Source organism: Streptomyces sp. cf386, assembly GCF_900103585.1.
In the GTDB taxonomy this organism is placed as follows: Bacteria; Actinomycetota; Actinomycetes; order Streptomycetales; family Streptomycetaceae; genus Streptomyces.
Genome location: NZ_FNHV01000008.1, coordinates 405,945 through 429,438, shown reverse-complemented (window position 1 = coordinate 429,438; position 23,494 = coordinate 405,945). Strand labels below are relative to the sequence as shown.

The 23,494-nt window shown below is 70.8% G+C and carries 20 protein-coding genes and 2 tRNA genes; 14 read left to right on the top strand and 8 right to left on the bottom strand.

Features of this window, described 5'->3' with window-relative positions:
• The first annotated feature begins 9 nt into the window (after positions 1-9).
• The 8 genes from BLU79_RS23105 (at position 10) to BLU79_RS23065 (ending at position 8,255) form a co-directional block, all read left to right on the top strand.
• On the top strand, positions 10-564 hold the full coding sequence (locus BLU79_RS23105) for a hypothetical protein (protein WP_093907744.1): 555 nt from the start codon (positions 10-12) through the stop codon (positions 562-564).
• Positions 565-687: 123 nt separating this feature from the next.
• On the top strand, positions 688-2,805 hold the full coding sequence (locus BLU79_RS23100) for an FtsK/SpoIIIE domain-containing protein (protein ID WP_093907743.1): 2,118 nt from the start codon (positions 688-690) through the stop codon (positions 2,803-2,805).
• A gap of 204 nt (positions 2,806-3,009) precedes the next feature.
• Positions 3,010-3,318: a hypothetical protein gene (locus tag BLU79_RS23095; protein ID WP_093907742.1), complete on the top strand. Its 309-nt coding sequence runs from the start codon at positions 3,010-3,012 to the stop codon at positions 3,316-3,318.
• 18 nt (positions 3,319-3,336) lie between these two features.
• Positions 3,337-3,798 (top strand): hypothetical protein, encoded by a 462-nt coding sequence (locus BLU79_RS23090; RefSeq protein WP_093907741.1) that lies wholly within the window; start codon positions 3,337-3,339, stop codon positions 3,796-3,798.
• Between the two features lie 90 nt (positions 3,799-3,888).
• Entirely contained in the window at positions 3,889-4,791 is a 903-nt protein-coding gene (locus tag BLU79_RS23085) for a bifunctional DNA primase/polymerase (RefSeq protein WP_093907740.1), read from the top strand.
• A 328-nt stretch (positions 4,792-5,119) separates the two neighbouring features.
• Positions 5,120-6,532 (top strand): DNA primase family protein, encoded by a 1,413-nt coding sequence (locus BLU79_RS23075; RefSeq protein WP_256333427.1) that lies wholly within the window; start codon positions 5,120-5,122, stop codon positions 6,530-6,532.
• Between the two features lie 245 nt (positions 6,533-6,777).
• Positions 6,778-6,975: a helix-turn-helix domain-containing protein gene (locus BLU79_RS23070; RefSeq protein WP_093907739.1), complete on the top strand. Its 198-nt coding sequence runs from the start codon at positions 6,778-6,780 to the stop codon at positions 6,973-6,975.
• Positions 6,975-8,255, top strand: coding sequence for a tyrosine-type recombinase/integrase (locus BLU79_RS23065; protein WP_093907738.1), 1,281 nt, complete (start codon positions 6,975-6,977; stop codon positions 8,253-8,255). Before BLU79_RS23070 ends, BLU79_RS23065 begins: the two co-directional genes overlap by 1 nt.
• Positions 8,256-8,335: 80 nt before the next feature.
• Here the strand turns inward: BLU79_RS23065 and BLU79_RS23060 are convergent.
• Positions 8,336-8,408: transfer RNA gene (locus tag BLU79_RS23060), tRNA-Arg, on the bottom strand.
• 206 nt (positions 8,409-8,614) lie between these two features.
• Positions 8,615-8,705, bottom strand: a tRNA-Ser gene (locus tag BLU79_RS23055).
• A 169-nt stretch (positions 8,706-8,874) separates the two neighbouring features.
• Between BLU79_RS23055 and BLU79_RS23050 the strand changes: the two genes are divergently transcribed.
• Both BLU79_RS23050 and BLU79_RS23045 read left to right on the top strand, forming a co-directional pair.
• Positions 8,875-9,384 (top strand): SSI family serine proteinase inhibitor, encoded by a 510-nt coding sequence (locus tag BLU79_RS23050; RefSeq protein ID WP_093907737.1) that lies wholly within the window; start codon positions 8,875-8,877, stop codon positions 9,382-9,384.
• A gap of 330 nt (positions 9,385-9,714) precedes the next feature.
• The gene (locus BLU79_RS23045; RefSeq protein WP_093907736.1) at positions 9,715-14,055 is read left to right on the top strand and encodes a hybrid sensor histidine kinase/response regulator; all 4,341 of its coding nucleotides are present in this window, start codon (positions 9,715-9,717) and stop codon (positions 14,053-14,055) included.
• Between the two features lie 81 nt (positions 14,056-14,136).
• On the opposite strand, the gene BLU79_RS23040 is transcribed toward BLU79_RS23045, so the two are convergent.
• Positions 14,137-15,792, bottom strand: coding sequence for a long-chain fatty acid--CoA ligase (locus BLU79_RS23040; protein WP_177001140.1), 1,656 nt, complete (start codon positions 15,790-15,792; stop codon positions 14,137-14,139).
• Between the two features lie 241 nt (positions 15,793-16,033).
• Between BLU79_RS23040 and BLU79_RS23035 the strand changes: the two genes are divergently transcribed.
• Positions 16,034-16,990: an IS481 family transposase gene (locus tag BLU79_RS23035; protein WP_093907790.1), complete on the top strand. Its 957-nt coding sequence runs from the start codon at positions 16,034-16,036 to the stop codon at positions 16,988-16,990.
• A 151-nt stretch (positions 16,991-17,141) separates the two neighbouring features.
• On the opposite strand, the gene BLU79_RS23030 is transcribed toward BLU79_RS23035, so the two are convergent.
• The 5 genes from BLU79_RS23030 to BLU79_RS23010 all read right to left on the bottom strand — a co-directional run bounded on the left by BLU79_RS23030 (position 17,142) and on the right by BLU79_RS23010 (position 21,101).
• The gene (locus BLU79_RS23030) at positions 17,142-17,711 is read right to left on the bottom strand and encodes a SigE family RNA polymerase sigma factor (RefSeq protein WP_093907735.1); all 570 of its coding nucleotides are present in this window, start codon (positions 17,709-17,711) and stop codon (positions 17,142-17,144) included.
• A 146-nt stretch (positions 17,712-17,857) separates the two neighbouring features.
• Entirely contained in the window at positions 17,858-19,024 is a 1,167-nt protein-coding gene (locus tag BLU79_RS23025; protein WP_093907734.1) for a lipid-transfer protein, read from the bottom strand.
• Complete coding sequence (locus BLU79_RS23020; protein WP_093907733.1) at positions 19,021-19,431, bottom strand: MaoC family dehydratase; 411 nt, start codon at positions 19,429-19,431, stop codon at positions 19,021-19,023. Before BLU79_RS23020 ends, BLU79_RS23025 begins: the two co-directional genes overlap by 4 nt.
• A gap of 29 nt (positions 19,432-19,460) precedes the next feature.
• Complete coding sequence (locus BLU79_RS23015) at positions 19,461-20,471, bottom strand: bifunctional MaoC family dehydratase N-terminal/OB-fold nucleic acid binding domain-containing protein (protein ID WP_256333434.1); 1,011 nt, start codon at positions 20,469-20,471, stop codon at positions 19,461-19,463.
• Positions 20,472-20,774: 303 nt separating this feature from the next.
• Positions 20,775-21,101: a hypothetical protein gene (locus BLU79_RS23010; RefSeq protein ID WP_093907732.1), complete on the bottom strand. Its 327-nt coding sequence runs from the start codon at positions 21,099-21,101 to the stop codon at positions 20,775-20,777.
• Between the two features lie 378 nt (positions 21,102-21,479).
• Between BLU79_RS23010 and BLU79_RS23005 the strand changes: the two genes are divergently transcribed.
• The 3 genes from BLU79_RS23005 to BLU79_RS22995 all read left to right on the top strand — a co-directional run bounded on the left by BLU79_RS23005 (position 21,480) and on the right by BLU79_RS22995 (position 23,472).
• Positions 21,480-22,346, top strand: a complete 867-nt coding sequence (locus BLU79_RS23005; protein WP_093907731.1) for a bifunctional DNA primase/polymerase — start codon at positions 21,480-21,482, stop codon at positions 22,344-22,346.
• 81 nt (positions 22,347-22,427) lie between these two features.
• A complete protein-coding gene (locus BLU79_RS23000; protein ID WP_093907730.1) occupies positions 22,428-22,859 on the top strand; it encodes a hypothetical protein in 432 nt (143 codons plus the stop codon).
• 82 nt (positions 22,860-22,941) lie between these two features.
• Positions 22,942-23,472, top strand: coding sequence for a DinB family protein (locus BLU79_RS22995; RefSeq protein WP_093907729.1), 531 nt, complete (start codon positions 22,942-22,944; stop codon positions 23,470-23,472).
• Positions 23,473-23,494: the final 22 nt, after the last annotated feature.

Below are 23,494 nucleotides of genomic sequence, written 5' to 3'. Positions count from 1 at the left end.
GAGACCCGTGTGAAGATCACCGTCAGTACGCACCAGTTACCCGGCTACGGTGCCACCCTGCGCACCGCCAAGCGCATGACCGAGCACGCCGTGCGCCTGGTCAACCGGGCGGTGCCCGGCCGGATGCCGGACGTTGAGGTCATCCTGACCAACGAACGCGGCATGGCCGAGCAGGGCGCCGCCGCCGACCTCGCCCTTGCGGGCAGCACCGACCGCAGCGCGAAGAAGCGCGCGGAACGGTGGGCCAAGCAGATCGCCCGCACCAGCCACGCCCGCGCCATCCCCCGCCCCGACGGCAGTGCGCTGATCCTGGTCAACGCACACAAGGCCACCAGCCCGGCGGAGTTCGGCCTGATCATCGTGCACGAGCTGGTGCACGCCATGCAGTTCAGCCGCAAGGACGTCCCCGAGCGCTACCAGCGGGCGGTGCGCGACGGACTCGGCATCGAGCGTCAATCCCGCCGCGACGCCCGCGAGCACGAGCGGCTGATGCGGCAGGAAGAGGCCGAGGCCTACGGCCACGAGTACCTCCACAAGCAGCTCGGCTACGGCGCCGCCGCCTAGCCCGACTCCCGCCCTTCACCTGCTCAATCCGCTGGGGTGGCCCTGCCCTGCCACGGACCCGGGTCACCCCAGCACCTCCCTCAACTCCCGCCCCTAGCAAGGGCAGTCAGGAGAACTTCCAGCATGAGCGAGAACGTCGTTCACCTCCACAAGACCCCCGAACCTCCCACCGACGGCGCGTCGGTGACCACGCTGACCGTGGTGCCGGACGCCCCGGCGACGCCGCCCGTCCCGCTGTGGGTGAGCTCCGGCCGCGCCGTCAAGCGCGTGGTCACCGACGAGCGCACCACGACCGCCGCCCGCGCCGTCGCCCGCCACTCCCTCTACGTGTGGGGCGGGAGCCGGATCGTGGCCCGCCGCACCTGGGACGGCCGCACCGGAGCCCGTTACGAGCGCTTCCTGCGCGCGGCGGAAGCCGCGGGGAACATGGAACTGGCCGGTGAGTGGGAGGAGCGCTTGCAGCACTTCCGCGACGCCCGGCACCGCCGCCGCATGGACCTGCTCACCTCGCCCGTGGACGTCGCCAAGGGCGCCCTGGTCGGCACCGGTCTGGGCATCGGCACCCTGGTCGCGCTCGGGGTGGCTCTGGCCATCGCGAACGAGGACTTCACCGACGTGGTCACACCGCTCATGGCGGTGATCAAGTTCATCGGTCTGCTCATCACCATCGTGCAGGTGGTGTGGCCCTACGCCATCACCCTCGGGCCGCTGTTCGCCCTGCTCGCCGTCTGGTCCATCGGCGCCCATCAGAAGGCCGCACCCCAGTGGGCCATGCCCGCCAACATCCGCTCCGGCGATGGTGAACCCATCACTCCCTCGATCGTCGTCAAGGCCCTGCGGGACCTGGGCATCCCAGCGATGCGCAACGCCATCAAGGAGATGGGCGACGCCGGCGCCTCCATGCTCGGCCCCATCCGGATCGCCGGATGCGGCGTCGAGGTCGACGTCACGCTCCCGTCTGGGGTGTCGACGAACGAAGTGCAGCAGCGCCGCCGCAAGCTCGCGGAGAACCTCACCCGGCACGAGCACGAGGTGTTCATCACGATCCCGCAGGCCGCGCGGACGGTGCGGTTGTGGGTGGCCGACTCGGGTGCGCTGGACGAGCCGATCGGCCCGTCCCCGCTGGTCATCGACGACGCGATGACCGCCGATTACGCCAAGGGCCGCGCCCCCTGGGGTCAGGACCTGCGCGGGGATGCCGCCGCGATCAGCCTGTATCAGCGCCACCTTCTCATCACAGGTCTGTCGAACCAGGGCAAGACCGTCGCCCTGCGCTCGCTGGCCCTGTGGCTGTCGCTGGACAAGTCGGTGCAGTTCCTCATGGGCGACCTCAAGGGCGTGGGCGACTGGGCCATGTTCGACGGGCTCGCCACCACCCTGATCCAGGGCCCGACGGATGAGCACGTGATCCAGGTGACCGAGATGGTGGAGGGTGCGGTCGACGAGATGAACCGCCGCCTGATGGCCCCGCCTGGAACGCAGTTCCCGCCGCTGATCGTGCTGGTCGACGAGGCACAGGTGGCGTTCATGTGCCCGCTCAAGGACGAGGACAAGCGCCCCTATGGCGGCTCGAAGTCCAACTCCCGGTACTTCATGGCCGTCCGCAAGATCCACAACCAGGGGCGTGCGGTGAACGTCCTGATGTGGCAGGGCACCCAGGACCCCACCGACCAGAACCTCCCCAAGCTCGTCCGCGAAGGGGCGCACACCCGTGCCTCGCTCGCGCTGGGCACGGAGTCGCAGGCCCGCATGGCGCTCGGAGACAAGGCGGTTGACGGCGGCGCCGCGCCGAACCTGCTGCGTCCCGGCCTGGACAGGGGAACGCTGGTCGTCGCCTCCGACGGCATCGCCATCCCCGCGGGGCAGGCATCCATCACCGTGCGCACGCACTACATCGACGACGACGGAGCCGAGGCCATCACCGACCGCGCCAAGGCCATGCGCGACGGCGTCACCACCCTGCACGTCATCGAGCGCGGTGAGGACCGCGACCCGCTCGCCGACATCCACGGGGTGCTCGGGGACGCCTCCCGCGTCCTGACCGCCGACGTCCTCAAGCGGCTCACGGCGCTGAACGCGGACGCCTACGGCACATGGACACCCGGCGACCTCAAGCGCGTCCTGGAGGACGCCGGCGCCGAGCCGTACAAGTCCGACGGCCGCATGGTCGTCGGCCGCGACCGCGTCGCCCGCGCCCTCGCCAACCGCGACGGAGACGGTTCCGCTTCCGACGCCGGATGACAGGGAGCCGCCCCCGCCCGGGTCAGGGAGGCAGGGAGAACTCCCTGAACGCCTCCCTGACCCGCCTCCCTGGCCCTGACCTGCACGAATGATCACTCAGGGAGTCAGGGAGGCACCCCAGGTCAGCCCCCTGAAACCCCCTCCACGACGCCCCTGCAAGGGGGTCTCTCCGCCTCCCTGAACCGCCATGAGAAGGGATTCCGCATGTCGCACCGCGACCCGCCGGGGAACCTCGCCCCGCACATCCCCGCCGACGACTGGCGACGCGCCGAAGCCACCGGCGCCTCGGTCGTCATCGTCGTCCAGGCCGCCGACAGCGACGGCATCCCGTGGCGCCGCGTCCTGCTCGCGTTCGGCGTGGCCGGTGCCGCCGCGTTCGGAACCTGGGGCCTGGTCGTAGCGCTGTGCACGCTGCTCGACGCCGCCGCCCACGCCGTCACCGTCATCGCCACCGCCGCCGGACCCATCGGCGTCGGCGGCATCACCTTCCGCCTCACCCGCCCCAAGAGCTAGCCACCCGACGGGAGAACCGTGTTCGAAATCCGCGTCATCTGCGACCCCGCCGACGCCGACCGCGTCACCGCCGCACTGACCACTGCCTTCGCCATCGGCGACGCGCGCCGGTACCCGACCCGTGACGGCAAGCGCACGCGCCTCTACCTGGCCGCTGACCATCACCCCGCCCCGAAGGACTGGCCGACTCCTGAGCAGGCGTACGCGAGCGCCCCCAGCATCAACAGCGAGATCGGCTGGACGGCATGCACCCTTGCCACGGCCGAGTGCTTCACCGAGCTGGACCGCGAGTTCTACCTGCGCAAGGCCGCCCTGCTCGACCGCATTGCCCTGCTTGACGAGCCCGCTGGCACGGACGGCGACGCCACCGACACCGCGTTCGCGGCAGCCGTGTACCTGCTGGACATCGACCAGCCGGGCGTGATCTGCGACCCGCGCGCCTACGTCCGCCAGCAGTACGCCCGCCTGCACGACCAGTAGCTACGCCAAGGGCGGCCCCCACCTCTCGCCAAAGAACGCGGGGCCGCCCTTGTCTACCTGCCACTGACTGACCTGTGGAGGTCTCCCAGCATGACTCAACCGACCCCCATCCGGCGTGCGCCCGGCCGCAGGCCCGGCTTGCTGGACACCGCGCTCATGCTGGCCGCGCACGCCGTGCCCGTACTGCCGCTGCGGGCGGGGAAGGTGCCGTTCGGCAACTGCCCCGACTGCACCGGCAATGCGTGCGGCGGACGGCCGAACATGAAGAGCACCGGTCCCTGCACCTGCACCGACGTCTGCCACGCATGGGCCGCCGCCACTACCGATCCCCATACCCTCACCTCCCCACTGTGGGCATTCGCGTGGCGCCGGGCCGCCGCCGTCGCCTACCACCCCGGCGGCGCCGGGCTGACCGTGGTCGACCTCGACAACGCGGCGGCCGTCGCATGGGCGCGCGAAACCCTGCCCGCCACCAGGACCGTGCCGACGACACGGGGCGAACACTGGATCTACCAGGGCGTCACGCGGTCGGCGAACGCCGTCCGGCCCGGAGTCGACGTCAAGTCGCACATGCAGTACGCCCGTTGGCTGGGCCACGGCACCGGCCGCGTGAGCGAGCTGCCTGAGGCCGTGCGCGCCCTGGTCGTGAAGGAAGACACCACCCCCGCCCGCGCAGAGGTGGTGTCTTCCCCCAGCACCCCGTGGGACCGCAGCATCGCCACCGGATGCCGGCACACCGAGCGCTTCGTACGAACCGGCCTGGAACGCGGCCTGACTCTCGTACGCGCCCGGACCGAATCCGGTGCCGGATCACAGGCGTTCGGCGCCGCGCGGTTCCTCGCCATCCAGCACACCGCCTGCCCCGGACCCTGCGCCCTGGAAGCCCTCGGGGAACAGATCGTGGCCGCCGCCGTCTCCGTAGGCGTCCCGGAGCCGTACGCCCGCCGCGCGGTCACCAACGGCCTCCAGACGCCCTCGGGGCGGGCAGCATGAACAAACCAATACAGAACCCCGCAAACGATCCTCAGGGCGCCGTGCAGGGCCCGCCACGGCCGTCCGTGGGCGTTCCGAAGGTCGCCGCCCGCAAGGGCGTCATTTCTGCTCTTGGTTCTGACTCGCGCCGTGGCGACGGGCTTTACCCCATCGCGTGGCTGCACATCTGCGCGCCATACGGGGCCACCCCGTCCGCGTCGTCGCGGTGCGAGTGCGGATGGGACCGCCGGGCGTTCGGCCGTACCCGCGTCCTGGCCCTGATCGCCGACCACACCGACCACCGCGAGAAGTGCCCGCTCCGCAACCCCCAGGAAGGGAGGGACGCCGCATGACGGAGCATCCCACCCCCGAGACCGAGGAACTCCCCGCGCCGTCCCACCCCATGGCCGTCGCCCGCCGTCTGCTGCCCGACTGGCAGACCGAGGACGGACAGCTCATGTACCGGCGCTGGCGCGCGTCCTGGATGCGCTGGAACGGAACCTGCTGGCGCGAGATCGACGAAGCCCAGGTGCGCAAGGCCATGTACGAGCGTCTGGAGCACGCCGTCTACCAGGTACCCGTCAAGGACGGTGAGACCGAAGAACGCAACTGGGCACCCACGAAACCGAAGATCAGCAACCTGCTCGACGCTCTCGGAGCCATCACCCTGCTACCGACCGACACCGACGCGCCCGCGTGGCTCGACGGCGCCGACGCGAGCGAGCAGGACGGCGGGCCGATCGTGGCGTGTGACAACGGCCTGCTCAGGATCCGTGACCGCGCCCTGCTGCCGCACACCCCCGGCTTCTTCAACCTCGTGTCCGTCCCGTTCGCCTACGACCCCTCCGCCACGGCGCCGGAATGGGAACACTTTCTGTCCCAGATCTGGCCCGACGACACCGACGCCATCACCGCCCTACAGGAGTGGTTCGGCTACGTCCTGTCCGGCCGCACCGATCTACAGAAGATCCTGCTCATCGTGGGTCCCTCACGGTCGGGCAAGGGCACCATCGCGCGGGTGCTGAAAGCGCTGGTCGGCAAGGAGAACCTCGCCGGGCCCACGCTGGCCGGACTCGGCACGAACTTCGGCCTGTCCACCCTGGTCGGCAAGTCGCTGGCGGTCATCTCCGACGCCCGACTGTCCGGCAACGACAACACCCAGGTAGTAGAGCGGCTGTTGACCATCTCGGGTGACGACACGATCGACGTCGACCGCAAGTACCGCGAGCAGTGGACCGGCAAGCTGCCCTCACGGCTGATGATCCTGTCCAACGAGCTACCGCACTTCGGCGACTCATCCGGCGTCATCGCCAACCGATTCATCCTGCTCAGCATGCGGGTGTCGTGGCTTGGCAAGGAAGACCCCACTCTCACCGACCGCCTCACCGCCGAGATGCCCGGCATCCTCAACTGGGCACTGGAAGGGCTCGCCCGACTCCAGCGCACCGGTCGGCTCACGGAACCCGCCTCCAGCCGCGACGCGGTCACCACCATGCGCGACACCGCATCCCCCACCAGCGCGTTCATCCGCGAACGCTGCACCACCGGCCCCACATGCAGCGTTCCCGTGGACAACCTGTGGGCCGTCTGGCGCGAGTGGGCCGAGGACAACGGCGTCCGCTCCGGCACGAAGCAGATCTTCGGCCGCAACCTGCTCTCTGTCGTCCCGCAACTCACCCTCACCCGCCCCCGCGACGCTGGCACCCGCGTCCGCACCTACACGGGACTCACCCTGCGCGCCTCGCCGGACGCCCCCGAGTAGAGCACCGCCGACATTCCGCCGGGTCGCGGACCATCGCGGACCACCCTGCCTGACCTGCGCATTCATCAGTCCCGGAAACGCGACCACCGCGGACCACGCCTCCGCGGGTGGTCCGCGATGGTCCGCACACCACCCCCTGCAAAACCGCAGGTCAGCAGGGGTGGTCCGCGATGGTCCGCGACCCACGACATTGTCACGCCAACCACGCCCCGACTCGCCTCTCCTCACCCCAGGGAGACCCCTGCATGACCACCGCCATGCCCCCGAGCCCCGAGGCGCTCAAGGTCCCCGAAGTCATGACCGCCCTGCGCCTCAGCCGCAGCAAGGTCTACGACCTCATTCGATCGAAACAGCTCGAAAGCTTCACGGCCGGACGCGCCCGCCGCATCCCGGTCGACTCCGTACGCCAGTACATGCGGAACCGCATTGAGGAGAACGACTGATGGCCAAGCGCGCCAACGGCGAGGGAACGATCAGCAAGCGCGCGGACGGCCGGTATCACGCCGCCGCCTACGTCTACCGCCCCGACGGGACCCGCACCCGGAAGTTCGTCTACGGCAAGACCCGCAAGGAAGTCGCCGACAAGCTCACGGAGTTGCAGGAGAAGACCCGCCACGGCATCCCGGCCGCTGAGTCGACCATGGCGTTCGGCGACTACCTGACCTACTGGCTCGCCACCATCGCACCGGCACGGCTCAAGCCGTCCACCCTGAACAGCTACGAGGGTCTGACCCGCCTGTACATCCGCCCCGCCCTGGGCAAGAAGCGGCTGAACCGGTTGTCGCCGGCGGACGTGCGCCGGTTCCTGGCGGAGTTCAAGGACTCCTGCCTCTGCTGCCTGCGCGGTGCGGACCAGGAGCGCCCCGAGGACAAGCGTTCGTGCTGCGCCGTGGGCCGCTGCTGCAAGCGTCGCCCGTCAGCCCGAACCGTCCAGTACATCCACGCCGTCCTTCGGTCCTCGCTTCAACAGGCAATCCGGGAGGAGCTGATCGCCCGGAACGTCGCACGGATCGTGGAAACCCCCACCGTCACCCGCAAGGAGGTGCGTCCGCTGGACGCCGCCGAAGCCCGCCTCATGCTCAAGACCGCCCGTTCCCACCGCCTTTACGCCCTGTGGCTGTTGCTCGTGTCGACGGGCCTCCGGCGGGGCGAGGCGCTCGCCCTCACCTGGGCGGACGTCGACCTCACGAACGGTCAACTCCGTGTCCGTCGGAACGTACAGCGCATCCGGCGTGAGCTGATCTTCGGCAGTCCCAAGACCATGCGCTCCATTCGCACGGTGTCCCTCCCGAAGCACTGCATGCGGGCACTCACGCAGCACCGAGCCCAGCAGGAGCGGGAACGCATCGTCGCGGGGAAGAAGTGGCAGCCTACCCCGGGGCACCCGGACGGGCTGATCTTCACGACGACGACCGGCCGCGTCACGGACCCCCGCAGCCTGAACCGGATGCTCACCATCCTGTGCCGGGACGCCGGCGTACGGCGCGTGCGCGTGCACGACCTCCGACACACGTGCGCCTCACTCCTGCTCGCGCAGGGCGTGGACGCTCGCACGATCATGGAGACGCTCGGGCACAGCACGATCACGATGACGCTCGACACCTACGCGCACGTGATGAGCACGACGCTCAAGGCCGCCGCCGACCGGATGGATGACGCCCTCGGAATGGACGAGTCGGGGGAGGAATCCGACGGCGCGCAAGGGCCGGACATCGAGGGGTGACCGGCGTTTCTGGCCGCGTTGATGTCAGCGGTTGATGTCAAAGGCCCCTTGGGATGATCCCAAGGGGCCTTTGACCTGTGTGCACTCGGCAGGATTCGAACCTGCAACCTTCTGATCCGTAGTCAGATGCTCTATCCGTTAAGCTACGAGTGCTTGTTTTGTTTTCTTTTTTCGCCGCTCCCGGCCCTTCCGGCCCGCTCGCGGCGACAGGAAGAACATTACATGACCGGCGCCGCCATGTGAAATCCATTGGCCGCACCCCTTGTGAGCTGCGGAAATGCCTCTGAAAGCGGTAGTCGGCAGTGAGCCGTCGAACGACGAAGCCCCGGTCCTGTGGACCGGGGCTTCGTGATCGAGCGCGGAGGCGGAGGGATTTGAACCCTCGATGGGCTTTAAGGCCCAAACCGCATTAGCAGTGCGGCGCCATAGACCGGACTAGGCGACGCCTCCAGCACAGCCGCACGCGCGAGCGCGATTGGTGCGTGCAGATGATGACACAGTCGAGCGTGGTGTCACCAATCGACGTCCACGGTACTAGGCAGGGTGGCCACAGGGCAAAGCCCTTCCCGGCGCGCGGCGCGGGGCGCAACGTCGGGGGGCGCCGGGCGTTAGTCAGGTCATGTTCCAGGTCAATCGTTCCGCCACGGCCGGCCGCCTGAGGCGGCTCCTCTTCGTCACCGCCGGATCCCTCGTCGCCGTCGGCTCCGCCACCGTCGCGCCCGCCTCGGCGTACGCCCAGGCCTCGCCCCTCCCCCTCACACTGCCGTCCCTCCCCGACCTCGGCCGCTCCGGCGACCACCTCACCATCACCGTCCGCGACGCCGGCGACGGCCACGACGGGACCTATGAGCTGTACTGCCACCCCGGCGGCGGCGACCACCCCGACGTCACCGGCGCCTGTGATGCGCTCGATCGCGGCACCCGGTGGGGCACGGACGCCTTCGCCCCCGTACCGAAGGACACCCTCTGCACCATGCAGTACGGCGGTCCCGCCACCGCGCATGTCACCGGGACCTGGGCCGGGCGGCCCGTCGACGCTCGGTACGACCGCGGTGACGGGTGTCAGATCGGGCGGTGGGACCGGCTCGTGCCCGTACTTCCCGATCTGGGGCAGGAGGGGCGGGCGTAGGGAGGTGGGGAGGCAGGGACGCTGAGGGGGAAGCGGGGGCTCCGGTACGTCGTCGTACAGCCCTCGCACAGACATTCCACGGGGGAAGCACCGGGTCCGTAAATGTCCCGCGAAGGTCTCGCGAAGTCGGAAGGACGCTGGAAGGACGGTGGGCAGGACATCTGCACAGGCGGTCATACGTTCTGGGTCACTTCGTCGTGCGACCTCCCTCTCATCCGGCGTCGCGAGCGCAATCCCAGCCCTTAGACTCCCTCGCGTGACACGTCGCGGGCCGGTTGGCAAGATGGCCCGAGCGGTCGGCTAGGTGCGGTAACAGGGAGGAAGCGTCTCGTGAGCAGCAGGCCATCCCGAGGCGCTGCTCGCCTCGCAGCCATACTCGATGCGCTGCCCGACGCGTTGGTGCTGGTCAACGCCAATGGGACCGTCGTCAACGCCAACACCATCGCCCTGGAGACCTTCGAGGCGCCGGGGACCGCACTGGTCGGGCGCGGGCTGCTCGATCTGCTGCCGCACTTCGACTCCAAGCTGATCCCGGGGTCCATGCGGCGGCCCGATCACATGGACCCGCAGGGGCGGACCAAGCCGACCCGGATGATGGCCCGGCGGACGGACGGCACCGAGTTCCCGGTCGAGGTCACGTCCGCGAATCTCGAGAACGGACAACAGGCCTACGACGGCTACGGCTACACCGGTGACGAGCTGCTCATGCTCGTCGTGCGGGACCTCTCCGGGACCGTCGACACCGAGGCCGAGCTGGCGCGTTCGCAGCGGCAGACCGAGATGATCCTGCGGGCCGCGTCCGAGGGCGTGGTCGGGACCGACACCGACGGGCGGATCGTCCTCGTCAATCCGGCCGCCGCTCAGATACTGGGTTATCGGGCCAGTGATCTCGGCGGACGGGAGCTGCACACGCTCGTCCTGCACTCGCGTCCCGACGGGTCACCCTTCCCCTACGAGGAGTCCCCGCTCGCCGACACCCTGCGCTCCGGGCGCAAGCACCGGGTGCGGGGGCAGGTGCTGTGGTCCAAGGGCGGCGACAAGGTGTCCGTCGACCTGACGACCGCCCCCGTACGCGACGGCGAGCAGCTCGTCGGCGCCGTGATGACCTTCACCGACCGTCGGCCCTACGACACCCTCGCCGAGGAGAAGGACGCCGCCGAGCAGCAGCACGCGCAGGAGCTGGAGCGGCTCGCCGAGGAGCACGCCTCAGAACTGACCGCGCTGCGGCAGAAGCACGTGGCCGAGGTCGAGGAGCTGCAGGAAGGGCACCAGGAGGAGCTCGCCGCGGGTGAGGAGCGGTACGCCGCGCTCGGGGAGCGGGAGAAGGACCGGTACGAGGCGCTGGCGGGCCGGCACGAGCAGCTCCTGACACTGCTCGGGGGTTCGCTGCGCGGGCCGCTCGACGAGCTGCGCCGGGAGCTGGCCGCGCTCGCCGCGGACGACGCGGGGCAGCTGTGGCCCGAGGCCAACCAGGTGCTCCATCACCTGTCCGCCGGGTACTCGCGGATCACGACCCTGATCGACAACGTGCTCCAGTACCAGCGGCTCGACTCCGGTGGTGACGGGGTCTCCCGTACGAAGGTGATGCTCGACGCCGTCGTCGCCGCGGGTGTCGACGGGGCCGTCGAGCTCATCGGGCCCGGGCGCGTGCAGTTCGCCGTGCACGCGCCGCCCATCGAGGCCGAGGTCGACCCGCAGCGCCTGGCCACCGCGCTCGCGCATCTCGTCGCGGATGTCGCGGGGGTCGACGCGACCGGGAACTCGCCGGTGTCGGCGGGCGGTTACATGGACAACACCGTGGTCGTCGCGGCGGCGCAGCGCGGTGAGGTCGTACGGATCGAGGTGCGCGGGCCGTATGCCGGGGGAGACCCGGTGCACGAGCCGATCGTGCGCGGGATCGTGCGGGCTCACGGCGGGGTGCTGCAGACGCACGAGGTGCCGGGGATGAGCGGCAGTGCGTTCGTCCTGGAGGTGCCGATCGGGGGTGGGGCCGGGGCTGTTTCCGCCTCCCCCGTCGACTCCGTCGCGGCCGAGGCCGGTGACGGGGCCGAGGGTGCCCCCGTGGAGGGCGAGCAAGGTGGCGGGAGCGGGCGGCGGCGGGCCCGGCGGTCCTCCGTCGACGCCTTCCTGGAGAGCGACACGCCCGGTGCCGACGCCGAGAGCTCCGATGCCGAGGGCGCGGCGCCCACCGGACGGCGGCGCAGGCGTTCGGCCGCACCGGCGCTCCCCCAGGGTGCGGGAGACGGTGGCGACGAGGGCTCCGGCGGTACCGGACGGCGCCGCGGGCGACCGGCCGACGACGTCGGCGACGGTGTCTCCGAGGGTGCCGTGATGACGGCCGCCGAGCATGCGGCGGGCACCGCGGCCACCGGGAACGGCCTGGGCGGGACCGTACCGCCGCAGGGCGTACCCGCGCCCAGCGGGCGGCGTGCCCGGCGGGACGGCGGCGAGCAGCACGCTCTGCCGCCCGCGCTGCCTGCGGGCGGTGACGGCGGGCAGTCGCCCTCCGAGCCCGGTACGGCCGACTCGGGTGAGGGGACTCAGCCGACCGGGCGGCGTCGGCGTGCGCTGGCCGCGGCGTCGGAGCGGGCGGCCGGGCAGGCGCAGGAGGCGGGGCCGCGGAAGGTGTTCGCGCTGCCGCCCGCCGAGGCGGACCGGGGGCCCGCCGCCGGGGCAGAGGGGCAGGGCGGCGCTGAGCCGACTTCGGCTCCGGCTGCCGCGGCTGCGACGCCCGCAGGTGCGGCTGTGGCCGCGACGCCTGCGGATACGGCTGCGGGGCCTGCCGGTACGGCTGTGGCTCCGGCGTCGGTTCCGGGGCAGGGTCCGGCTCCCGTGCAGGCTCAGCAGGGGCAGGGCCGGGGCCAGGTTCCCGGGCCGGGCGTCCCCGGTGACGTACTTGTCGACGAGGGTCGGCACGACGCCGTGCCGCACGACCAGGCCGAGGACCACACCCCGCCGCAGCCGCATCCGACCAGCGCGCCGACCGGGCGTCGCCGACGGGCCGTGGGCCAGCCGGCGGAAGCGGCCGGGACGGCTGCGCCGGGTGCTCCGGCGCAGGCTGCCGTTGCTCAGGGTGCGCCCGGGCAGGCGGCTCCGGGGCAGCCGGTCCCCGTACAGCAGGGGCAGCCTCTCCCCACCGAGACACCCGGTCAGGGCATCCCCGCGCAGGGCACGCCGACTCCGCAGCCGTGGCCCGCTGCCGACGGCACCTCCGACGCCGGGACGGCCGTACCGACGCCGAACCCGAACACCCCCCAGCAGGCCCAGCCGCAGCCCGCCCCCGGTACCCCGGCCGCGGGCACGCCGCTGCCCCCCGAGGCCGCAGCGACGCCGGCCCAGCAGCGTGCGGCGCAGCCTCTTCCGGCCGAAGCCGCCGTTCCTGCCGCGCCGGGCGCTCCCGTGGACCCGAACTCCACGCAGGGTCGGGCGATCAGTGTGCGGACGTTGGGGCAGGGAGTGCCGTTCACCCGGCAGGCGGCGCAGGTGCAACAGCCCACGCAGGCCCCACAGTCGGCACAACCGGCTCAGCCGGCTCAGCCGTCCTCACCGGCACAACCGTCCCTGTCGTCCCAGTCGTCGGCCACGCCTCCCCCGCATCAGACCAACGGTGGCGGACGGCGCCGCAAGCTCGGTACACCGCCCGACCCCGCCGCGCGGGCGTCCGCCTCGACTGAGCAGACGGCGCGGCCGCATCCGCCGGCCGAGAAGCCGGTGCCCGCACAACCCGTGCCCGCGCAGCCGGTCCCCGGGCAGCCCTCGCTCGGCGGGCAGGCCCAGCCGTCGCAGGCGGGACAGACGCGGCTGGCGCCGATCACCGAGGGCGCCGGGCGGTCGTACGCCATAGGCGCGCCGGACGAGAACGCCGCCGAGGGTCCCGAGCCGCTGGACGGGCCGGGCGGCGCCATCGAGGTCGCCGACACCCCGCGCCCGCAGCCGATGGACGACGAGCTGCCGCCGGAGCCGCTCGACAACCCCCGGCGGCTGCTGGTGTGGCCTGCGCCGGACGTGACGACCCAGCAGGCGCTGAGCGATCGTGGCTACCGGCCGGTCATCGTGCACTCGCGCGAGGAGGTCGACGCGCAGATCGCGGCGTTCCCGGCCGCGCTGTTCGTCGACCCTCTGACCGGGCCGATCACACGGACCGCGCTGCAGTCGCTGCGGCAGGCCGCGGTCGCGGCCGAGGTGCCGGTGATGGTGACGGCGGGGCTCGGACAGGCCTCGCGGGAGGCGGCGTACGGTGCCGATCCCGCCGTACTGCTGAAGGCGCTCGCGCCTCGGGACACCGAGCAGCACCCGCCGCGCGTCCTGCTCATCGAGGAGCACGCGGAGATCGCGCTGGCGCTGACCGCGACGCTGGAGCGGCGCGGGATGCAGGTGGCGCGGGCCGCGAGTGACGCCGACGCGGTGGCGCTGGCGGGCGACTTCCGGCCGAACCTGGTCGTGATGGACCTGATGCAGGTGCACCGGCGCCGGGCCGGCATCGTGGACTGGCTGCGGGCGAACGGTCAGCTCAACCGCACCCCGCTCGTCGTCTACACCGCCGCCGTCGACCAGGCCGACCTGCCGCGGCTGGCCTCCGGCGAGACGGTCCTGTTCCTCGCGGAGCGGTCCACCAGCGCCGAGGTGCAGTCGCGGATCGTGGACCTGCTCTCGCGGATCGGGACCAACTGACGTACGTCCCTCATGACGTGCGCGGCGGCCGGGACGAGCTTGCCTCGTCCCGGCCGCCGCATATGCGTCGGAGCCGGCGCGTCAGAGCTGGGTGACGTCCAGGCCGCCCTCGGCGTACTGCCTGCGCAGCACCTTCTTGTCGAACTTGCCGACGCTCGTCTTCGGCACCGCCGCGATGACCGTCCAGCGCTCCGGGAGCTGCCACCTGGCGATCTTGCCCTCCTCGGCGAGGAAGGCGCGCAGGATCTCGAAGTCGGCGGTGGCGCCCTCCTTGAGGACGACCGTGGCCAGCGGGCGCTCGCCCCACTTGTCGTCGGGCACGGCGACCACGGCGGCCTCGGCGACGTCCGGGTGGGACATCAGCGCGTTCTCCAGATCGACCGAGGAGATCCACTCGCCGCCGGACTTGATGACGTCCTTGGCGCGGTCGGTGAGGGTGAGGAAGCCGTCGGGGGAGATGGTGCCGACGTCGCCGGTCTTCAGCCAGCCGTCCTCGCTGAACTTGTCGGCGGGGCGCAGGGGTTCGCTGTCGGGGCCGTTGTAGTAGGCGCCCGCGATCCAGGGGCCGCGGACCTCCAGCTCGCCGGCCGACTCGCCGTCCCAGGGGAGGCGTTCGCCGCCGGGGCCGGTGAGGCGGGCCTCGACGCTCGCCGGGAAGCGGCCCTGGGTCAGGCGGTACCCGAACTCCTCCTCCGTACCGACCGCGTGGGCCGGCGGGCGGGCGACCGTGCCGAGCGGCGATGTCTCCGTCATGCCCCAGGCGTGGCAGACCCGCATACCCAGCTTGTCGAAGGCCCGCATGAGGGAGGGCGGGCAGGCCGAGCCGCCGATGGTGACCTGGCCGAGGGTGGAGACGTCCCGCGGCTTGGCGGTGAGCTCGGCGAGCAGACCCTGCCAGATGGTGGGCACGGCGGCCGCGTGGGTCGGCTTCTCGCTCTCGATCATCTCGGCGAGGGGCGCGGGCTGGAGGAAGCGGTCCGGCATCAGCATGTTGACGCCGGTCATGAAGGTGGCGTGCGGCAGGCCCCAGGCGTTGACGTGGAACTGCGGGACCACGATCAGCGACGTGTCCTGGTCGGTCAGACCCATCGACTGCGTCATGTTGACCTGCATGGAGTGCAGATAGACGGAGCGGTGGGAGTAGACGACGCCCTTCGGGTCCCCGGTGGTGCCGGAGGTGTAGCACATGGCGGCGGCCTGGCGCTCGTCCAGCTCCGGCCAGTCGTACGTGATCGGCTTGCCGGCGATCAGGTCCTCGTACTCGTGCACCTGGGCGGAGGCGTCCGCGAGGAGGGAACGGTCACCCGGTCCGGACACGACCACGTGCTCGACCGTCTTGAGGTGCGGCAGCAGCGGGGCGAGCAGGGGGAGGAGCGAACCGTTGGCGATGACGACCCGGTCGGCCGCGTGGTTGACGATCCAGACCAACTGCTCGGCCGGAAGGCGCAGGTTGAGGGTGTGCAGCACCGCGCCCATGGAGGGGATCGCGAAGTAGGCCTCGACATGCTCGGCGTTGTTCCACATCAGGGTCGCGACCCGCTCGTCGTCGGCCACGCCCAGGTCCTCGCGCAGGGCGTGCGCCAGCTGCGCCGTACGCGCACCGACCTCGGCGAAGGAACGGCGGTGCGGCTCGGCTTCGCCGGTCCAGCTGGTGACCTGCGATGTTCCGTGGATCGTGGACCCGTGGGTCAGGATCCTGGAGATCAACAGCGGTACGTCCTGCATGGTGCTCAGCACGGCGTCCTCCCGGGGGCGACATTGCCTACGCGGTAGTAAGGGTTGCGGAGATTCTGCGCGCATACCGCGCGGTATGTCACTAGGGCCGGGCGATCGATCATGTCACGTTGCGTTCACAGAGCTCTGCCGCTAGGGCCTAGGTGTATTGATCACGAGCGTTGTTGACGCCGGCCGGGCTTGATCATGGCGAAGGCCTCCGTGTGTGGTGGAGGTGTCGAATCTTCACCGCACGGAGGCCTTCGTGTCCCACCGTAATGCCCGGCTGACCGTTCACGGCAGGCGACTGCTCATCGACCGTGTCCGCTCCGGCCGTCCCCTCGCGCACGTCGCCGCGGAAATGGGCATCTCCCGCCCCACCGCCCACAAGTGGATCCGACACTGGCGGTCCGAGGGCGAAAGCGGGCTCTTCGACCGCTCCAGCCGTCCACGCACGACACCCCACCGAACCACTGCGGCAACCGAAGCCCGCGTCTGCCGGCTGCCCCAGAGCCGCAAGCTCGGACCCGCACGCCTCGGCCCGATCCCCGGCCTGCCCACCTCGACCGTCCACCGCATCCTGGTCCGCCACGGCCTCAACCGCCTGGCCTTCCTGGACCGGCCCACCGGACAGCTCATCCGCCGCGACGAACGCGACCGGCCCGGCGAACTCATCCACGTCGACGTCAAGAAACCCGGCCGCATCCCCGACGGCGGCGGACACAAGGTCCTGGGCCGCCAAGCCGGCCGCGCCCGGCGCAGCAGCGTCGGCTTCGACTACGTCCACTCCGCCGTCGACGACCACAGCCGCCTGGCCTACAGCGAGATCCATGACGACGAGAAGACCGCCACCTGCGCAGCCTTCCTGCGCCGGGTCGCAGCCTTCTTCGCCGCCTGCGGCATCGACCGCCTCGAGCGAGTACTGACCGACAACGCCTGGCCCTATCGCAAGAGCTTCGCCTGGCAGCAGGCCATGGCCGACCTCAGCGCGACCGGCAAACCCACCCGCGCCCACCGGCCCCAGACCAACGGCAAGGTCGAACGCTTCAACCGCACCCTGCTCGACGAATGGACCTACCCACGGCCCTACACCACCAACGACGAGCGCACCGCAGCCCTGGCAGACTTCCTCCACACCTACAACCACCACCGCTGCCACACCGCACTCGACGGCCAGCCACCCATCAGCCGCACGAACAACCCTGCGGGTCAATACACCTAGGGCCTGTCCGGGGTAGGAGGACGGGGAGGGGAGGACGGAAGGGAGGGGTGGGAGGGGGACGGGAGAGAGGGACAGGAGGGAGCTGCGGGAGGGAGGGACGGGAGGGGAGACCTCACCGCCAACCGTGTGCCACCCCACCCATGTGCCACCCCTATCGCACCAACCCCAGCTCAGGATCCTCGCGCAGCTTCCCGAGCGCCCGTGACACCGCGGACTTCACCGTGCCCACGGAGACGTCGAGCACCTCGGCCGTCTGCACCTCGCTGAGGTCCTCGTAGTAGCGCAGGACGACCATCGCCCGCTGCCGCGCCGGCAGCCGCATGATCGCGCGCCACATGGCGTCGTGCAGCGCCTGCTGCTCCGCGGGGTCGTCGCCGCCCGGCATGGGCTCCGGCTCGGGCAGCTCGTCGCAGGCGAACTCGTCGACCTTGCGCTTGCGCCACTGCGACGTCCGCGTGTTCAGCAGCGCCCTGCGCACATAGCCGTCGAGCGCGCGATGGTCCTCGATGCGCTCCCAGGCCACGTATGTCTTGGTGAGCGCGGTCTGCAGCAGGTCCTCCGCGTCGCTCGGGTTCGCGGTCAGCGACCGGGCGGTACGCAGGAGCACCGGCTGACGAGCCCGCACGTACGACGTGAAGGAGGGGTACGTCGTCGCGTTCGGAAAGGTCTGCCTCGCTGATGTAGCGGCGTCGGAGGCGCTGGTGCAGACGGGTGTGGTCATGGCTCCACGCTATGAGCGACCCCCGCTTCAGCGGATCGGCCGCAGGTGCCGAAGCAGCGTCCGCCTCAGGTTGTAGGGGTGGGGCTGACTCCACCTACTGAAGGTGGACGAGTGGGGGACACATACTGCGGGATTACCCCTGGGGGTCATCCGTCGGCGGCCAGGACCAGCCCCGACGTCGGCACGCCCGTACCGGCCGTCACCAGGACCCGCCCCGCCCCGGGTATCTGGTTCACGGATGTCCCCCGCACCTGTCTCACCCCCTCCGCTATGCCGTTCATCCCATGCAGATACGCCTCCCCGAGCTGCCCCCCGTGGGTGTTGAGCGGCAGCCGCTCCTCGGCCACGAAGTCCCCGGCCTCCCCCTTTCCGCAGAACCCGAACTCCTCCAACTGCATCAGCACGAACGGCGTGAAGTGGTCGTACAGGATCCCCACGTCGATCTCCCCCGGCCCCAGCCCCGCCGTCCGCCACAGTTGCCGCGCCACCACGGCCATCTCCGGCAGGCCGGTGAGGTCGTCCCGGTAGAAGCTCGTCATCTGCTCCTGTCCCCGGCCGGCGCCCTGTGCCGCCGCCGCTATGACGGCCGACGGGTGGGGCAGATCTCGGGCCCGGTCGACGGACGTGACGACGAGCGCCTGGCCGCCGTCCGTCTCCTGACAGCAGTCCAGCAGCCGCAGCGGCTCGACGATCCAGCGCGAGGCCGCATGGTCGGCGAGGGTGATGGGTCTGCCGTGGAAGTACGCGGCCGGGTTGGTCGACGCGTACGTGCGGTCCATGACCGCCACATGCCCGAACACCTCCGGTGTCAGCCCGTAGGTGTGCAGATACCGCTGGGCCGCCATCGCCACCCAGGAGGCCGGCGTGAGCAATCCGAACGGCAGTGACCAGCCGAGCGCCACGCCCTCCGCCGACGGTTCCCGATGCTGCACGCCCGAGCCGAAGCGCCGCCCCGACCGCTCGTTGAACGCCCGGTAGCAGACCACCACCTCCGCGACCCCCGTCGCCACGGCGAGCGCCGCCTGCTGGACGGTCGCGCAGGCCGCGCCGCCGCCGTAGTGGACGCGGGAGAAGAAGGACAGCTCACCCATCCCACAGGCCTGGGCCACGGTGATCTCCGGGCTGGTGTCCATCGTGAACGTCACCATCCCGTCCACGTCCCCGGGCGTCAGCCCCGCGTCGTCCAGCGCCGCCCGCACCGCCTCCACGGCCAGCCGAAGCTCGCTGCGCCCCGAGTCCTTGGAGAACTCGGTGGCCCCGACACCGACGATCGCCGCCCGGCCGGAAAGGGCGTCCCTCGTGCGCGCACTCATGCGGCACCTCCCGAGGGGGCGGTGGCCGTCGGCACGGCCACCGTCACCGTGCCGGTCACATGTCTGCCGATGGCGTTCGCCCCGACGACCCGCACCGTCGTCGTGTCGCCGTCGAGTTCCTCGACCGTGCCCGTCAACACCATCGTGTCTCCCGGGTAGTTGGGTGCCCCGAGTCGTATGGCCACTCTGCGCAGGACGGCCGTCGGTCCGAAGTGGTCGGTGATGTAGCGGCCGACCAGGCCGTTCGTCGTCAGGATGTTCATGAAGATGTCGGGGGAGCCCTTCTCGCGAGCCAGCTCCGCGTCGTGGTGCACGTCCTGGTAGTCGCGTGAGGCGACGGCCCCGGCGACGATCAGTGTGCGGGTGATCGGGATCTCCAGGGGCGGCAGTTCGTCTCCGGCCTTCATACGCCTCTCCGTCGCTTCCGCACCGCCCGTCATGCTCCAGCCCTCTGGATCTCCTGAACCTGCTGGTTTTCCGGCGTCTCCTCAATGTCCCGGTACTTCTGCGTCTCCTGAATTTCCCGGTCCTCCTGAGCTAGCCAGACCGGCAGCACCAACTCCTCGCCGCAGTCCTGGAATTCGAGCCTCACCGGCAGCCCGATCCGCACCTTGTCGTACGGCACGCCCACCACGTTGCCGATCATCCGCACGCCCTCGGCCAGTTCGATCAGACCGACCGCGTAGGGCGGGTCGAAGGCCGGGAACGGCGGGTGGTGCATCACGACGTACGAATAGACCGTCCCCTCGCCGCCCGCCTCGACCGTGTCCCAGTCCAGCCCGCCGCAGGCGTTGCAGCCGGGCAGCCAGGGGTGGCGCAGGGTGCCGCAGCCGGTGCAGCGCTGGATGAGCAGGGTGCGGCTGCGGACGCCCTCCCAGAAGCCGACGTTGTCACGGTTGACGACGGGGCGGGGGCGTGGAGGTTTGTCACTCCGGCCTGGGCCCGGCTGACGTCTGGGCGCGTACTTGAGGATGCGGAAGCGGTGGGTGCCCGCGAGATCGGTGCCGACGCGGACGTCCATGCGGGTCGTGACGAAGTACCCCGTGCCGAGCTTCGTCGTCTTCCTCTCCGACACCGACTCGATCACCGAGTCGTAGGTGATTTCGTCCCCGGGCCGCAGGGGCCGTAGATACTCCTGCTCGCAGTCGGTGGCGACCACCGCGGAGTAGCCCGCCTCGTCGAGCAGGCCGAGCAGTTCGTCGTATGCGTGCGTACCTCTCGTATGGCCGGAGAGGCCGCTCATGGTCCATGCCTGGAGCATGGTGGGTGGTGCGATGGCGTCCGGTCCCGAATACGCCGGGTTGGTGTCGCCCATCGCCTCGCACCAGTGCCTGATCATGGGTGCGTTGACGGGGTCCTTGCCCATGCGGGCCACAGCGGCGCGCTGACCCTCGTAGACCTTCAACCGCGTCTCGAACTCGTCGCCCGCTTCCGCCTCTTGGCTCACCACCGGCTCGTAGCCCACCGTCGCCCCCTCGTCCTCATCGCCCCACGGCGCATCGCACTGACACTTCTGGTACACCGCGACCGCCGATCCGGTTCCCACCAGATTCCGGGAACTTCCACGAGGCCGAGGCCCCACGAAGATTTCTGACTGTCCGTCAGATACGAGGCACTGTCAAGACCACGCGAAAACGTCTGCGCGGCGGCACCGAAGTACCGCCGCGCAGACGCGTTACACCCCACAGAGCACACCCCACACAATCCGAGGGGGCCGATGCCTGAGCACAGGGGCACCGACCCCCTCAGCTCACCACCAGAGCGGCGTGAAGTTGACGGCCGCGTTGTCGTTGCCCTGGTTGATGGCCGTGAACGCGGAGCCGTTGACCTGGGCGGTGTTGCTCTGGTTCGAGGCGCCGGCGCCGGTCGCCTGCTGCTGGGTGGTGGACGAGGTGCCGTAGTTGTCGCCGCCGACCCCGCTGCCGAGGAGGCCCTGGACGGCGTTCGTGACGGCCGCACTGGATCCGTTGTCCGCGATGGCACCGTTGTCCGCCGCCGCGACGCCGGTGAACAGGGCGGCGGCGAGCGGGAGGGCGGAAACGGCTGCGATGACGCGGGCGGTACGGATGCTTGCCATGTTTGTTCCTCCAGAACAGGTGCGCCCAGGCTCCCCGCCGGACGCATTGGTGGTGCATGAAGTACTGCTCGTTCCAAGGCAGTTGGCCGACCGCCTCGGAGCCCTGCACGACGTCGCGAGATCAGAGTTGCCCACCGAATCCCCGGCGAACCACCCCGGAAGCCCCGATTCGCCCTCAAGCGTGATGACAAGTCGATAAACCCCTTTCGCCACTTCTGCCTCGCAGATCAGGGCAGTGGGGACAGCTCCACCCCAAACACCGCAAGAGGTGAAGCGTTCCTGCGCACATCCCGCCAATCTCCGCCGACCGGCGAGTCGTCCGGCAGGTCACCCCTAATCCCTCTTTCTTTTTTCGAACATTCGTACGAACATGGAGGCATGGCCACCACCGACCGGCAGGCCACGACGCTGGCCCTCGCACACGCCCTGTCAGCCGCCGAACGCGGACTGGCCGTCATCCCCCTGTCCCGGACGAAGCTCCCGGCCCTGCGCTCCCCGCACCGTGACGACCCCGACCCCGCCCGATGCCACGGCGAGTGCGGCCGCTTCGGGCACGGGGTCTACGACGCGTCCACCGACCCCACCCGTATCCGCGAACTCTTCGCGGCCGCCCCCTGGGCGACGGGCTACGGCATCGCCTGCGGTCTTCCGCCGCACCACCTGATCGGCATCGACCTCGACACCAAATCCGGTACGGACTCCTCGGCCGCCCTGCGCGAACTGGCGCTGCGCCACCTGTTCACGATTCCGCCCACCGTGGTCGTCCTGACCCCCAGCGGCGGACGCCACCTCTGGCTGACCGGCCCGGCCGACATCGTCGTCCCCAACTCGGCGAGCCGCCTCGCACCCGGCATCGACATCCGGGGCGCCGGTGGCTACCTCGTGGGCCCCGGCTCCCGTACCGGCCACGGCGTCTACAGCACCGCACCCGGCACCTCCCACATCGCCCCCGCGCGCTGCCCGCGCGCCCTGCTGCGCCTTCTGCTCCCGCCGCCCCGCACGCACCACTCCGCGCCCCCGTCGGCCGGTGGCCACGGCCAAGGGCTCGTCCAGTTCGTGCTCGGCGCGCACGAGGGCCAGCGCAACACCCGCCTGTTCTGGGCGGCCTGCCGCGCCTACGAGGACGGCATCGGCCCCGCCCTGGTCGACCCCCTCGTCGAGGCGGCCCTCAACACCGGCCTGACCGAACGGGAGGCCCGCGCGACGATCGCGTCGGCGGCACGCATGACGGGGCACCGACCCTGACGGGCGCCGGCGCCTGACCGGCGCTGAACAGGCCTTGAAATTCACGGGAGCCCGATGCACCACCGCCCTAGAGTGCCGACCATGTCGCTGACCCGCGTCGTCCTCACGTCCGGCCGCTCGCTCGACCTCTCCGAGCTGCGGTTCTCCTCGACGTACGGCGGAATGCTGGAGGGCTACCCGTGCAGGCCGGTCAACGACGTCAAGATCAAGGGCCTCGTCCGCGCGGCCGAGCAGGCGCGTCCTGCCACGCCGGTGCACCTCGTGCCGCCGCCGCGTGAGTATCCCGACCAGTACGCGGGCGGCTTCGGTCCGGTCGAGGTGCTGCCGCCGGTGGCCTGCGTCGGCGCCTTTCACTCCACGGCTCTGGACCGCGACCACGACCCGGTCCTCTATCGCTCCGCCCTCACGATCATCTGGTTCCAGCCCACCCCCTACGTGCCGTCCGGCTGTGACGCGGAGGAGGCGTTGCGGGAGGTTCCGTGGGAGGAGCTGGCGCGGGACTGCGAGGTGTAGCGGGGCGGGGGCGCCAGGGCCGACGCCGTAGCGCGGAAAATCGGCTTGTCCCGGAGGGGAGTCCCTGTGCCAGGGTCGGCCGATGAGTGTTTCCCGACGTGACCTGATGCGCTGGCAGTCCGATCTCACCTGGGCGTTGTTCGAGTACCACCTCGACCGGCTCCGGCCCGAGGACTTCCTGTGGGAGCCGGGGCCGCACTGCTGGACGGTGCACCAGGCCGCCGATGGCACCTGGGTTCCGGACTGGGCGGAGACCGAGCCGGACCCCGTCCCCGTGCCGACGATCGCCTGGGTGAGCTGGCACATCGGCTGGTGGTGGAGCGTGGCCACCGACCATCTGCGGGGCCGTCCGCCCCGGGAGCGGACCGACGTCACCTGGCCCGGCGACGGGACCGCGACCGTCGCCTGGCTGCGCGACCTGCGCACAGACTGGCTGGCGGCACTGGAGTACCTGGACGACAAGGACCTGGACGCCACGGCACCGTTCCCCTGGCCGAACGACCCCCAGTACACCGTCGCCCACATGATCGGCTGGGTGAACGCCGAGCTGATGAAGAACGCCGCGGAAATCGGGCAGTTGCGGCTGCTGCGGGCCCAGCGAACGGAAGCCTGATCAGGCACCGGGGCGCGCTGCG